Below are 13,556 nucleotides of genomic sequence, written 5' to 3' on the forward strand. Positions count from 1 at the left end.
AGGCGTTTCAGTCGCTCATTGAGCGGTGAACGTAACCTGCTCGGAGGATTGAACAGGGTCTTCTGCAATCTCGCAGCCTTTGATGACCATGCGAATAATGGTCTGCGCGGCCGCTTCATAATCGGCCTCATCCAAGCTGGCTTTGCCGGTGACGGTGGATATTTGCCAGTCAAAATCCGCGTATGTCTGCGTGGCGGCCCAGATGCTGAACATCAGGTGGTGCGGATCGACCTTGGCCATCAGGCCTTGGTCTATCCAGCCTTGTAGGCAGGCAATGTTGTGCTTGGCCTGTGTATTAAGTTGGCTGGTTTGCTCTGCCGACAGTTGGGGGGCGCCATGCATGATTTCACTGGCAAACACTTTGGAGGCTGAGGGCAATTCGCGCGAGATGCGAATCTTTGAGCGTATGTAAGCACGCAGCACATCTGCCGGCTTACCTGGCTTATTGAACGGTGCTGAAGCCTGCAGCAGCGGTTCAATGATGCTTTTCAGCACTTTGCGGTAGAGGTTTTCTTTTGACTTGAAGTAGTAGTAAACGTTGGGCTTGGGTACGCCAGCTTTGGCCGCGATGTCGCTGGTCTTGCAGGCGGCAAAACCTTTGTCGGCGAACTCCTCGCTGGCGGCACGCAAAATAAGCGCCCGATTGCGCTCGCGAATACGGCTCATAGGCCTCAAGACTTCTGTATATCGCCCAGGGTGGGCAGCGGCCGGCATGGTAGCACCGGCTTTACGCAAGCCTCAAGGCAGGTAGGCCGGGTGCTTTGCGTGCTTTCTGGCTATGCGTTTACGAGCCTTGTTGAGTGCGCACGAGTTGCTGTCGTCTTACTCCAGCAGCGCGCCCTGGCAGTCTGTGTGCTGATGCTGTAGGGCAGCTTGCAGTTCAAATCGAATAGCGCACAGGTCGGACTCATCAGCCGAGCCCGTGCCGTCTAACAGCTAAAAAGAAGCCCGCACAGTCGGCGGGCTTCTCAGGGCATTAAGCCCAGCCGGCGCTAATCAGACTTCAACCGCTGAACCCTGGTGCTGCTTGAGCGCTATGGGTGCATCACTGCCGACAATTACTGCACTGATGTTTACGGCATGGAGTCCTTTAGGACCTTGAATAATATCGAAGCTTACTGGCTGGCCAGCCTTGAGCGTTTTATAGCCGTCCATCTGAATAGCCGAGTAATGGGCGAACAGGTCCTCATCTCGACCGTCAGCCAGGATGAACCCGTAGCCTTTGGCGTTGTTGAACCACTTGACCTTACCGCTAACCATGCTGATATCCCTCTGCAAAGGACTCCATCACTGGAGTATGATCCACTTCAAATCCCGTACACATCGGCGCAAGTGCCAGTCTGGGAACCCTTAATACCCGGTCGGGTACTCATTGTTTGTAACACTGTTTTGCCGATAGTCAAGGCAAGGCTGCAACTGGCTGAGAAGCCGTTCAAACTCTGTCTCGAACAGACTACTCGTCCATCAATGAAGCAACTGAGCATGCATGCACGAAGCCAGATTCGACTAACATCCAACCAGGATCGCCCAGCCGAGCATGACGATGACGCTTACGGTCTCGCCGTCGAGGAAGCCAAGCCGGCCTTGCAAGCGCCGCCTATGTATAAGGTGATTTTGTTTAACGACGACTACACACCGATGGATTTCGTTGTCGAGATTCTTGAAGAGTTTTTCAACATGAATCGAGAGGCAGCGACCAAAGTCATGCTCGCCGTCCACACTGAAGGGCGAGCTGTATGCGGTGTGTACACCCGGGATATTGCTGAAACAAAAGCTGCCCTGGTGAATCAATATGCGAGAGAGAGCCAGCATCCGCTACTCTGTGAAATAGAGAAGGACGGTTAACCCCGGACACTTGGGCATGAGGTGAAGCTATGTTAAATCGAGAGCTCGAAGTCACCCTCAACCTTGCTTTCAAGGAGGCTCGCAACAAACGTCATGAATTTATGACGGTTGAGCACCTGCTGCTTGCACTCCTCGATAACGAGGCCGCAGCCAGCGTACTGCGTGCGTGCGGGGCCAATCTGGACAAGCTGCGGCATGATCTCAAGGAGTTTATTGACTCCACCACGCCACTGATTCCTCAGCACGATGAAGAACGCGAAACGCAACCCACGCTGGGTTTCCAGCGCGTGCTGCAGCGCGCGGTTTTTCATGTGCAGAGTTCCGGCAAGCGCGAGGTTACTGGCGCCAATGTGCTGGTGGCGATTTTCAGTGAGCAAGAAAGCCAGGCGGTTTTCTTGCTCAAGCAGCAAAGCGTTGCACGTATTGATGTGGTCAATTTCATTGCCCACGGCATTTCCAAAGTGCCCGGTCATGGCGGTCACCCTGAAAACGAACAGGAAATGCAAGACGAAGAGGGCGGGGAATCCGCCAGCTCAAACAATCCGCTGGACGCCTATGCCAGTAATCTGAATGAGTTGGCGCGTCAGGGGCGCATTGATCCGTTGGTGGGACGCGAGCATGAGGTCGAGCGCGTTGCGCAGATTCTGGCGCGTCGCCGTAAAAACAACCCTTTGCTGGTAGGCGAGGCGGGTGTGGGTAAAACAGCGATTGCCGAAGGCCTAGCCAAGCGCATTGTTGATAACCAAGTGCCTGATTTGCTGGCAGACAGCGTGGTCTATTCACTGGACCTTAGCTCGCTTCTGGCGGGAACCAAGTACCGTGGCGATTTTGAAAAGCGCTTGAAGGCGCTCCTTAACGAGTTGCGCAAACGCCCACACGCCATTCTCTTCATCGATGAAATTCACACCATCATTGGTGCAGGTGCTGCTTCTGGCGGCGTTATGGATGCCTCTAACCTGCTCAAGCCCATGCTTTCTTCGGGTGAAATCCGTTGCATTGGCTCGACTACGTTCCAGGAATTTCGCGGTATCTTCGAGAAAGATCGTGCCTTGGCACGACGCTTCCAGAAGGTCGACGTGGTTGAACCGTCGGTTGAAGACACCATCGGCATTTTGCGCGGACTGAAAGGCCGCTTCGAGCAGCATCACAACATCGAATACAGTGATGAGGCATTGCGCGCAGCGGCTGAATTGGCTTCGCGCTACATCAATGATCGGCACATGCCGGATAAAGCCATTGATGTGATCGATGAGGCGGGCGCTTATCAGCGTTTGCAGCCGGCCGACAAGCGCCTAACGCGTATCGATGTGGCGCAGGTCGAAGATATTGTGGCGAAAATCGCTCGTATACCGCCAAAGCATGTCAGCAGCTCGGATAAAGAACTGCTGCGTAACCTTGAGCGTGACCTCAAACTCACCGTATTTGGTCAAGATGCAGCCATTGATTCGCTGTCTACAGCAATCAAATTGTCGCGTGCAGGGCTTAAAGCGCCGGATAAACCCGTCGGTTCCTTCCTGTTTGCCGGTCCCACCGGTGTTGGTAAAACTGAAGCCGCACGGCAGTTGTCCAAGGCGTTAGGCGTTGAGCTGATTCGCTTCGATATGTCGGAATACATGGAGCGGCATACGGTTTCACGCTTGATCGGTGCTCCACCTGGTTATGTGGGATTTGATCAAGGCGGCTTGCTGACCGAGGCCATCACTAAAACGCCGCACTGCGTCCTGCTGCTTGATGAAATCGAGAAAGCGCACCCAGAGGTCTTTAACCTGCTGCTGCAGGTTATGGATCACGGCACCCTGACCGACAACAACGGGCGCAAGGCGGACTTCCGCAATGTAATTGTGATCATGACCACTAACGCGGGTGCCGAAACAGCCTCACGCGCCTCGATTGGCTTTACGTATCAAGACCACTCATCGGATGCGATGGAAGTGATCAAGAAGAGCTTCACTCCGGAGTTCCGCAACCGTTTGGATACGATTATCCAGTTCGGTCGTCTGAACCACGAAGTGATTAAAAGCATCGTCGATAAGTTCCTCACCGAGTTGCAGGCGCAGCTTGAGGACAAGCGCGTCATGCTTGAAGTCAGCGATGCGGCGCGTAACTGGCTGGCGGAGAGTGGTTATGACGTACAGATGGGCGCGCGGCCCATGGCTAGGCTGATTCAGGACAAGATTAAACGGCCGTTGGCTGAGGAGATCTTGTTTGGTGAGCTGGCTGAGCATGGTGGGGTTGTGCATGTGGATCTTGCCGAAGGTGAGTTGACCTTCGATTTTGAAACCACAGCCGAGATGGCCTAGCGCTTAACGCGCGTCAACAAAAACGCCCGGCTATGCCGGGCGTTTTCACTTGAGCTTGGTGTAACAGATGCCGGAAAACGGAGTTTTCAGTGGCCTGTTAACGGGCGCGGTAGGTAATGCGACCTTTGCTCAAGTCATAAGGCGTAAGTTCAACACGAACTTTGTCGCCAGTCAGAATGCGGATGTAATTTTTGCGCATCTTTCCGGAGATGTGCGCAGTAACGACGTGCCCGTTTTCCAACTCCACGCGGAACATGGTGTTGGGCAGGGTGTCGACGACAGTGCCTTCCATTTCGAAGCTGTCTTCTTTCGACATGCAGTAAAGCCCTCGGTATCCAATGAATGGCCCGGTGCAACTGGCGCCAGGCAAAAGCGGCGTGCATTGTGCCCGAAATTTGGGGTTTGCGCCAAGGGCTTCAGCTAAGGGCGACCCAGCGTTGATTAACAAACAGCTCAATGGGCCGGTATTGCGTCTTGTAATTCATCTTGCGGCAGTTCTTGATCCAGTAACCTAGGTAGACCGCATGCAGTTCCTGGCGGGCTGCTTCGGCAATCTGCCAGAGGATGGCAAAGCGGCCCAGGCTGCGCCGTTCCTCGCTTGGCTCGTAAAAGGTGTATACCGCAGATAAGCCGTTGGGCAGCACATCCGTAACAGCTACCGCCAGTAGGCGCCCTGCGTGACGAAATTCATAAAATCTGGAAAAAGCTAAATCGCGCACTAGAAAAGTGGCGAATTGTTCGCGATTGGGCGGGAACATATCGCCATCGGCATGGCGCAACTCGATATAGCGGACGTAAAGCGCGTAATACTCTTCAGTAAAAGCGGGCCGCACCAGGCGCACCTCAATATCCTGATTACGTTTGATAATGCGCCGTTGCTGGCGATTGGGTGTGAATGATGCTGCCGGAATACGTGCTGGGACGCAGGCGTTGCAGTGCTGGCAATGTGGTCGGTAGAGGTGGTCGCCGCTGCGGCGAAAGCCCATCTCCGAAAGCTCGGCATATACCTGCGCATCCATGGGCTGGCTGGGGTCGAGGAACAGCGTTGTAGCCTGTTCATCGGGCAGATAGCTGCAAGCATGCGGTTGAGTGGCATAAAACTTCAGGCGGGCCAGCTCAGTCATGATCGACTCTCAACATCGTTCTTCTTGGGCCTATTGCATGTGCGCTGTGCTGATCAACAAATCAGTAGCGGCTCTTGGAGTGTAAGCCAGGCTGGAAAACTCGCCTAGGCGACCCAGTCTGCTGAGGTGGGCTGATCGAGATGGTTTTTCAGGTACTGGGCAAATTCAGTGCGAGGAATGCTGCGCGCACCCAGGCTGATCAGGTGCTCAGTGGGCATTTGGCAATCAATCAAAACAAAGCCCCATGCGCGCAGGTGTTCGACCAATGTGGCAAATCCGACTTTTGAGGCGTTGTCTGCGCGGCTGAACATGGACTCGCCAAAAAATAGCTGACCCATGGCCAGGCCATAAAGGCCGCCCACCAGCTCCTGCCCGCGCCACACCTCCACCGAATGGGCGATGCCGCGCTTGTGCAGTTCAAGGTAGACATCCTGCATGGGGGTGGTAATCCAGGTTTCAGCGGCATAACTGCGTGGTGCTGCGCAGGCACGAATGACCTCTGTAAAGCACTGATCAAAACTGACCCGGTAGCGCTCTTGGCGCATGACTTTACTCAGGCTGCGCGAAACGTGCAGTTCGCTTGGCAGCAAAACCGTGCGTGGGTCAGGTGACCACCAGAGAATCGGCTGGCCATCTTGGAACCAGGGGAAGCAGCCATGCCGATAGGCCTGTATCAACCGATCGGGGGTTAAGTCGCCGCCAGCAGCCAAAAGACCATTCGGGTCACGCAAGGCGCGTTCGAGCGGGGGGAAATCCAGAGAGTCGCGTTGCAACCACGTCAGCATGGGCAGGGCCGGCAAAGCAGGGGGAGGGGAGGGCGCAGAGAGCCTGCGCCCGGTGTGGCTTAATTGTCGTCGAGGTACTTCTCGACATCCAGCGCCGCCATGCACCCGGCACCCGCCGAGGTAATGGCCTGACGATAAACGTGATCAGCAACGTCTCCGGCCGCGAATACGCCGTCAATGCTGGTGGCGGTGACATTACCTTCGTTGCCACCTTTAATAAGCAGGTAGCCATCACGCATGTCCAATTGACCCTGGAACAGGTCGGTATTGGGCTTGTGACCAATGGCAATGAATACGCCAGCCAACGGCAGATCGTTCACTTCGCCGGTCTGGGTGTTCTTCAGGCGTGCGCCGGTAACGCCGCTGTTGTCGCCCAGTACTTCTTCGAGTTGATGGTTCCAGTGCAGCACCACGTTACCGTTAGCGGCTTTTTCGAAGAGTTTGTCTTGCAGGATCTTTTCCGAGCGCAGTTTGTCGCGGCGATGCACCAAGTGAACTTCTTTGGCAATGTTCGACAGGTACAGCGCTTCTTCAACGGCCGTATTACCGCCGCCGATCACCGCTACGACCTGATTGCGATAGAAAAAGCCATCGCATGTGGCGCAGGCCGATACGCCTTTGCCGGCAAAGGCTTCTTCTGATGGCAGGCCGAGGTATTGAGCTGACGCGCCGGTGGCGATGATCAGCGCGTCGCACGTGTAGGTGCCGCTGTCACCTTTGAGCGTGAATGGGCGCGACTGCAACTCGGCGGTGTGGATATGGTCGTAAACGATCTCTGTTTCAAAGCGCTCGGCATGTTTTTGCATGCGATCCATCAGCGCTGGGCCTGTAAGCCCCTCGACGTCACCCGGCCAGTTATCCACTTCGGTGGTGGTGGTCAGTTGGCCGCCTGGTTGCATGCCAGTGATGATCACGGGCTTGAGGTTGGCGCGGGCGGCGTATACGGCAGCGCTGTAACCGGCAGGGCCGGAGCCCAGGATGATCAAGCGTGAATGCTTGACTTCGCTCATAAAAACACCTCATAAGCCTTTGTCACAAAAGAGAATGCATGCTCCAATTGAGCCGCATGCAAGACAGTGGTGGCTATGCTACACCGAAGCAGGCAAGGAGCGGGAGTCAACCGCCGCAGCTGTTTATGCATACAGGCCTGTCTGGTATCGTGTGGTTAAACCTGTGCAATCGCTGCATATTTTGCCGTTAACCAATTATTCGGCGCCTCTGGCGCAGGAACAGATGCGTTTTGAAGAAATCTAGCCTAACCGTGCAAGCTCCTATCTGGCGTCAGCAACTGCCCTATCGACTCAAAGAAGGCGCATTGATTGGCCTGGGCGCGCTCTGTCTTTATCTGTGGATGGCTCTGCTGACCTACGATGCGGCCGATCCAGGCTGGACGCACACCAGCAACGTGCAGCAAGTTCAGAATGCAGCAGGCCGTGCCGGTGCCTGGTTTGCTGATATTCTGTTTATGGCCTTGGGGTATTTTGCCTACCTGTTTCCGCTGTTGCTCGCGGTTAAGACGTTGCAGGTGTTCCGTGCTCGCCACCAGCCATGGCAATGGAGTGGTTGGCTGTTTTCCTGGCGTTTGATTGGCTTGGTTTTTTTGGTGTTGTCTGGGGCCGCACTGGCGTATATCCACTTTCAGGCCAGCGCCAGCATGCCTGCATCGTCAGGCGGGGCTTTGGGCGAAAGCCTGGGGCAACTTGCCGTCAATGCCCTGAATATTCAGGGCAGTACGTTGCTGTTTATTGCCCTGTTTTTGTTTGGTCTGACAGTGTTTACCGATTTGTCCTGGTTCAAGGTCATGGACCTGACCGGCAAAATCACCCTGGATCTGATCGAGTTGATCCAGGGTCTGGCCAATCGCTGGTGGAATACCCGTGTTGAGCGCAAGCAACTGGTCGCTCAACTGCGTGAAGTGGATGAGCGGGTGAGCGAAGTGGCCGCGCCTATCGAGCTGAACCGTCGCGAACAAGCCAAGGTCAAGGAACGCTTGATCGAGCGCGAGGAGTCTCTCAATAAGCACATGAGTGAACGGGTTAACCGCCCGGCGCCGGTTATTACACCGCCCGCTGCGCCTAAGGCAGCTGAGGCCAGCAAGCGTGTGCAGAAAGAAAAGCAGGTGTCGCTGTTTGTCGACAGCGCCATTGAGGGCACGCTGCCGCCGATTTCCATTCTCGACCCCGCCGAGGTCAAGAAGGTCGCCTATTCCCCTGAATCGCTTGCAGGTGTTGGCCACCTGCTTGAGATCAAGTTGAAGGAGTTCGGTGTTGAGGTGTCGGTCGACTCTATCCATCCGGGGCCGGTGATTACCCGTTACGAAATTCAACCGGCTGCTGGCGTCAAAGTCAGCCGCATCTCCAACCTAGCCAAAGACTTGGCGCGCTCTCTGGCCGTGACGAGTGTTCGTGTGGTTGAAGTGATTCCCGGTAAAACCACGGTGGGGATCGAAATCCCTAACGAAGATCGTCAGATCGTGCGTTTTTCCGAGGTGCTGTCCTCGCCGGAGTACGACGAAGCCAAGTCACCAGTGACCCTTGCTCTGGGGCACGATATCGCCGGTAAGCCGATCATCACTGATTTGGCGCGCATGCCGCACCTGCTGGTCGCGGGCACCACAGGCTCAGGTAAGTCGGTGGGTGTTAACGCGATGATTTTGTCGATTTTGTTCAAGTCCACGCCCGAAGAAGCGCGCTTGATCATGATCGACCCGAAGATGCTCGAACTGTCGATCTACGAAGGCATTCCGCACCTGCTGTGTCCGGTGGTGACAGACATGAAGGAGGCCGCCAACGCGTTGCGCTGGTCGGTGGCGGAAATGGAGCGCCGCTACAAACTCATGTCGAAAATGGGTGTGCGTAACCTGGCAGGCTTCAACCGCAAGGTGAAAGATGCCGAAGAGGCCGGTGAGCCACTTTCTGACCCGCTCTACAAGCGCGAAAGCATGCACGATGAAGCGCCGCTGCTGAAAACCCTGCCCACCATTGTGGTAGTGGTGGATGAGTTTGCCGACATGATGATGATCGTCGGGAAAAAGGTTGAAGAGCTGATTGCGCGCATTGCGCAGAAAGCCCGTGCCGCCGGTATCCATCTGATTCTGGCTACGCAACGCCCGTCGGTGGATGTGATCACCGGTTTGATCAAGGCCAACATTCCTACGCGCATGGCGTTCCAGGTATCGAGCAAGATCGACTCACGCACCATCATTGACCAAGGCGGCGCTGAACAGCTGCTGGGCCATGGCGACATGCTCTATATGCCGCCTGGCACCAGTCTGCCCATTCGTGTGCACGGTGCCTTTGTTTCTGACGAAGAAGTGCATCGCGTCGTTGAAGCTTGGAAACAACGCGGCACGCCTGACTACATTGATGACATCCTTGCCGGTGTTGAGGAGGCCGGAAGCGGCTTTGACGGCGGCAGCGGCGAGGGCGGCAGTGATAACAGTGAAGCTGATCCGTTGTATGACGAGGCGGTTAACTTTGTCCTTGAGAGCCGTCGCGCCTCGATCTCAGCTGTGCAGCGTAAGCTGAAAATTGGCTACAACCGTGCGGCGCGCATGATTGAAGCAATGGAAATGGCGGGTGTGGTGACGTCAATGAACACAAATGGCTCACGCGAGGTCATAGCACCTGGCCCCATGCGTGACTAATCGCCAAGCCTGAACAGATGCTCCCTGAATACCCGAATAGACGAGGAAACCCATGCGCTTGATTCGCATGCTATTGCTGTCCGTACTGAGTGTTACCAGCGTTGCCGTTGCGGCCGATGATGAAGTGGCTGTGCAGCGTTTGACTGAGCTGCTTAATCAGGCTCAAACCATTGAGGCGCGGTTTTCCCAGTTGACGCTGGATGGCAGCGGCACCCAGTTGCAAGAAACTGCCGGTCAGTTGGCTCTTAAGCGTCCCGGCTTGTTTCGCTGGCACACCGACGCACCCATGGAACAGTTGCTGGTTTCCAACGGTGAGAAAGTGTGGCTGTACGACCCTGACTTGCAACAGGTCACTATTCAAACCCTTGATCAACGCCTAACGCACACCCCAGCCCTGTTGCTGTCGGGTGATGTATCGAAGATTCGCGAGAACTTCGAGATCAGCCATAACGAAGGTGGCAGCGTGGTCGACTTCATTCTCAAGCCCAAGTCCAAGGACACCCTGTTTGACAGCCTGCGCCTGTCGTTCCGCAACCAGGTGCTCAACGACATGCAGTTGATCGACAGCATCGGCCAGCGCACGAATATTCTTTTCCTCAATGTGAAAATGAACGAGCCGCAGGACGACGCACAATTTACCTTTGAGATCCCTGCCGGCGCAGATGTGATCCAAGAGTAGCCCCCGACCCGAGGTGTTAACGCGCTGTCATGGATCTGTTTCGTAAGGCCCCCGTTGCCCAACCCCTGGCTGCTCGTTTGCGTGCAGCCAGCCTGGATGAGTACGTCGGTCAGGAGCATCTGCTCGCGCGGGGCAAGCCGCTGCGTGAGGCCTTAGAGCAGGGCGCGCTGCATTCAATGATTTTCTGGGGGCCGCCCGGTGTCGGTAAAACCACCCTGGCGCGATTGCTGGCACAGGTTTCCGACGCGCATTTTGAGACGATTTCCGCTGTGCTCTCTGGGGTCAAGGAAATTCGTCAGGCTGTTGAAGTGGCGCAGCAACATGCTGCGCAATATGGCCGTCAGACCATCCTGTTTGTTGATGAAGTGCACCGCTTCAACAAATCGCAGCAGGATGCTTTTTTGCCCTACGTGGAAGACGGCACGCTGATTTTTATCGGTGCCACCACGGAAAACCCTTCGTTTGAACTGAACAACGCCTTGCTCTCGCGGGCGCGGGTTTACGTGCTCAAAAGCCTGGATGAATGCGCCCTGCGCAAACTGGTTGAGCGTGCTTTGAGCGATCCCAAGGGGTTGGGTGAGCGGCGTCTGAGCCTTCCGGAAGAGAGTTTTAAAATCCTTCAGGCTGCAGCCGATGGAGATGGTCGGCGCTTACTCAATTTTCTGGAAAACGCCGCCGATTTGGCCGAGGACGGCAGCGCCATTGGCACCGAGTTGCTGCTGGACCTGCTCGGCGACACGCGCCGGCGTTTCGATAAAGGCGGCGAAGCCTTTTACGATCAGATATCGGCCCTGCATAAGTCCGTGCGCGGCTCCAGCCCGGACGGGGCGCTGTATTGGTTTGCGCGCATGCTCGATGGTGGTTGTGATCCCTTGTACATCGCCCGCCGCGTGGTGCGCATGGCCAGTGAAGACATCGGCAATGCCGATCCGCGTGCACTCACCCTGTGCCTCAACGCCTGGGATGTGCAAGAGCGTCTGGGCAGCCCTGAGGGTGAGTTGGCCGTGGCTCAGGCGATTGTCTATCTGGCTTGCGCGCCGAAAAGTAATGCAGTTTACACCGGCTTTAAAGCGGCCATGCGTGACGCCGCTGAGCATGGCTCGCAAGAGGTGCCGCTGCACCTGCGCAACGCGCCGACCAAGCTGATGAAAGAGCTGGGCTATGGCGATGAATACCGCTATGCCCATGACGAGCCCGACGCTTACGCTGCTGGCGAAGATTACTTTCCGCAAGCGTTCGAGCCGCGCGCGTATTACCAGCCTGTGCCGCGCGGTCTTGAGCTCAAAATCCGCGACAAGCTGCAGCATCTAAAAAATCAGGATCGCAACAGCCCTCGGCAGCGGAGAAAACCATGATTCGTATGGCGTTGGCCGTTGCGCTTGGCGGTGCTGTCGGATCTGTTCTGCGTTTTGTTACCGCCAGTTGGGTGGTGGCCCAGTGGCCTCGGCATTTCTACTTGGGCACCTTCACCGTCAACATCATTGGCTGCTTGCTGATCGGCCTGTTGTCCGGTTTGTTCCTGCTGCGCAGCGATTTGCCCGTTGAGCTGCGGGGCGGCCTGATTATTGGCTTGCTCGGCGGCTTCACCACGTTTTCCTCATTCAGCCTTGAACTTCTCAAGCTGTTTGAAAGCGGTCGCCACAATGAGGCGTTCGCCTACCTGTTGTGCAGCCTTGTCGGTGGTGTGTTGGCCGTGTGGGCCGGTTTTGCCCTGGCGCGCCTGTATCAGTGAGTGGGGCAGGTGGCCCCATCCCCGTTAAAGCCTTAAACTGCGCGGCATTGCGCGCCATGGCTGCGGCCATGCAACCCTTAGTGATGTATTGAGACCAGAACATGCTCGACTCCAAACTCATCCGTACCCAACTCCAAGATGTGGCCGAGCGCTTGGCCACCCGCGGCTTTGTCCTTGATGTGGCGCGTTTTGAAGCGCTTGAGGCGCAGCGCAAAACCGTACAAACCCGCACCGAACAACTGCAGGCCGAGCGCAACAGCCGCTCCAAGTCGATTGGCCAAGCCAAGCAGCGCGGCGAAGACATTGCGCCGCTGCTGGCTGAAGTGGATCAGATGGGCAGCGATCTTGAGCAAGGCAAGCGCGAACTGGACAGTATCCAGAACGAGCTGGATAACCTGCTGCTGAACATCCCCAACCTGCCGCACGAGTCTGTGCCGGTTGGCGCCGATGAAGAAGGCAACGTGGAAGTGTCTCGCTGGGGCACACCGTCTACCTTTGATTTCCCGATTCAGGATCACGTCGCACTGGGCGAACAGCATGGCTGGCTGGATTTCGAGACCGCCGCCAAGCTGTCCGGCGCACGTTTTGCCGTGCTGCGTGGGCCGATTGCCCGCCTGCATCGCGCCCTGGCGCAATTTATGATCAACCTGCACACCAGCGAGCATGGCTACGAAGAGGCTTACACGCCGTATTTGGTGCAGGCCCCAGCACTGCAAGGCACCGGCCAACTGCCTAAGTTTGAGGAAGACCTGTTCAAGATCAGCCGCGAAGGCGAAGCCGATCTGTACCTGATTCCGACTGCCGAAGTGTCGCTGACCAATATCGTCGCGGGCGAGATTCTGGATGCCAAGCAACTGCCGCTGAAATTGGTGGCGCATACCCCATGCTTCCGCAGCGAGGCCGGTGCGTCGGGTCGCGATACGCGCGGCATGATCCGCCAGCATCAGTTCGACAAAGTTGAGATGGTGCAGATTGTCGAGCCGAGCCAGTCCTTCGAGGCACTGGAAAGCCTGACTGCTAACGCAGAGCGCGTGTTGCAGTTGCTTGAACTGCCTTATCGCAAACTGGCGCTGTGCACGGGCGACATGGGTTTTGGCGCGGTGAAAACCTACGATTTGGAAGTGTGGGTGCCGAGCCAGGACAAATACCGCGAGATTTCTTCGTGCTCCAACTGCGGCGACTTCCAGGCGCGCCGTATGCAGGCACGCTACCGTAACCCGGAAACCGGCAAGCCCGAACTGGTGCACACCCTCAATGGCTCCGGCCTGGCGGTTGGTCGCACCTTGGTGGCGGTGCTGGAGAACTACCAGCAAGCCGATGGGCGCATTCGCGTGCCTGAGGTGCTGAAGCCCTACATGGGCGGTATCGAGTTCATCTGATCCTGTGTCATGGAGCCTCAAACGGGATAACCCGTTTGCGGCTCGTCGCTTATTGCTGAAGGCTGC

Annotated in this window: 14 protein-coding genes; 8 read left to right on the top strand and 6 right to left on the bottom strand. The window is 56.3% G+C overall.

Annotated elements, in window-relative coordinates:
- Nucleotides 1-15: 15 nt before the first annotated feature.
- Together AUK77_RS05115 and cspD are read right to left on the bottom strand one after the other, a co-directional pair.
- Entirely contained in the window at nt 16-666 is a 651-nt protein-coding gene (locus AUK77_RS05115) for a TetR/AcrR family transcriptional regulator (protein WP_296126881.1), read from the bottom strand.
- A 330-nt stretch (nt 667-996) separates the two neighbouring features.
- Nucleotides 997-1,260 carry a cold shock domain-containing protein CspD gene (gene cspD, locus AUK77_RS05120; protein WP_296126883.1) on the bottom strand — a complete coding sequence of 88 codons (264 nt, stop codon included), beginning with the start codon at nt 1,258-1,260 and terminating at the stop codon, nt 997-999.
- A 222-nt stretch (nt 1,261-1,482) separates the two neighbouring features.
- Between cspD and clpS the strand changes: the two genes are divergently transcribed.
- Entirely contained in the window at nt 1,483-1,845 is a 363-nt protein-coding gene (gene clpS / locus AUK77_RS05125) for an ATP-dependent Clp protease adapter ClpS (protein ID WP_296126884.1), read from the top strand.
- 29 nt (nt 1,846-1,874) lie between these two features.
- Nucleotides 1,875-4,145 (top strand): ATP-dependent Clp protease ATP-binding subunit ClpA, encoded by a 2,271-nt coding sequence (gene clpA, locus AUK77_RS05130; RefSeq protein ID WP_296126886.1) that lies wholly within the window; start codon nt 1,875-1,877, stop codon nt 4,143-4,145.
- 97 nt (nt 4,146-4,242) lie between these two features.
- Here the strand turns inward: clpA and infA are convergent, their stop codons facing one another.
- The 4 genes from infA to trxB form a co-directional block, all read right to left on the bottom strand.
- Nucleotides 4,243-4,461, bottom strand: a complete 219-nt coding sequence (infA, locus tag AUK77_RS05135; RefSeq protein ID WP_002553999.1) for a translation initiation factor IF-1 — start codon at nt 4,459-4,461, stop codon at nt 4,243-4,245.
- Between the two features lie 100 nt (nt 4,462-4,561).
- A complete protein-coding gene (locus AUK77_RS05140) occupies nt 4,562-5,269 on the bottom strand; it encodes an arginyltransferase (RefSeq protein ID WP_296126888.1) in 708 nt (235 codons plus the stop codon).
- A 104-nt stretch (nt 5,270-5,373) separates the two neighbouring features.
- Entirely contained in the window at nt 5,374-6,054 is a 681-nt protein-coding gene (gene aat / locus AUK77_RS05145; protein ID WP_296126890.1) for a leucyl/phenylalanyl-tRNA--protein transferase, read from the bottom strand.
- A gap of 59 nt (nt 6,055-6,113) precedes the next feature.
- Nucleotides 6,114-7,064 carry a thioredoxin-disulfide reductase gene (gene trxB / locus AUK77_RS05150; RefSeq protein WP_296126892.1) on the bottom strand — a complete coding sequence of 317 codons (951 nt, stop codon included), beginning with the start codon at nt 7,062-7,064 and terminating at the stop codon, nt 6,114-6,116.
- Between trxB and AUK77_RS05155 the strand changes: the two genes are divergently transcribed.
- The 6 genes from AUK77_RS05155 to serS all read left to right on the top strand — a co-directional run bounded on the left by AUK77_RS05155 (nt 7,033) and on the right by serS (nt 13,490).
- The gene (locus tag AUK77_RS05155; protein WP_296126893.1) at nt 7,033-7,308 is read left to right on the top strand and encodes a hypothetical protein; all 276 of its coding nucleotides are present in this window, start codon (nt 7,033-7,035) and stop codon (nt 7,306-7,308) included. The genes trxB and AUK77_RS05155 overlap by 32 nt on opposite strands.
- Complete coding sequence (ftsK, locus tag AUK77_RS05160; protein WP_296126894.1) at nt 7,295-9,700, top strand: DNA translocase FtsK; 2,406 nt, start codon at nt 7,295-7,297, stop codon at nt 9,698-9,700. The genes AUK77_RS05155 and ftsK overlap by 14 nt, the downstream gene beginning before the upstream one ends.
- Nucleotides 9,701-9,752: 52 nt before the next feature.
- Nucleotides 9,753-10,379, top strand: a complete 627-nt coding sequence (lolA, locus tag AUK77_RS05165) for an outer membrane lipoprotein chaperone LolA (RefSeq protein WP_296126895.1) — start codon at nt 9,753-9,755, stop codon at nt 10,377-10,379.
- Nucleotides 10,380-10,408: 29 nt separating this feature from the next.
- A complete protein-coding gene (locus AUK77_RS05170; RefSeq protein ID WP_296126897.1) occupies nt 10,409-11,734 on the top strand; it encodes a replication-associated recombination protein A in 1,326 nt (441 codons plus the stop codon).
- Entirely contained in the window at nt 11,731-12,111 is a 381-nt protein-coding gene (crcB, locus tag AUK77_RS05175; RefSeq protein WP_296126899.1) for a fluoride efflux transporter CrcB, read from the top strand. Before AUK77_RS05170 ends, crcB begins: the two co-directional genes overlap by 4 nt.
- A gap of 101 nt (nt 12,112-12,212) precedes the next feature.
- Nucleotides 12,213-13,490 (top strand): serine--tRNA ligase, encoded by a 1,278-nt coding sequence (gene serS, locus AUK77_RS05180; RefSeq protein ID WP_296126901.1) that lies wholly within the window; start codon nt 12,213-12,215, stop codon nt 13,488-13,490.
- Nucleotides 13,491-13,556: the final 66 nt, after the last annotated feature.

This window comes from Pseudomonas sp. Ga0074129 (assembly GCA_001465025.1).
Taxonomy (GTDB): Bacteria; Pseudomonadota; Gammaproteobacteria; order Pseudomonadales; family Pseudomonadaceae; genus Aquipseudomonas.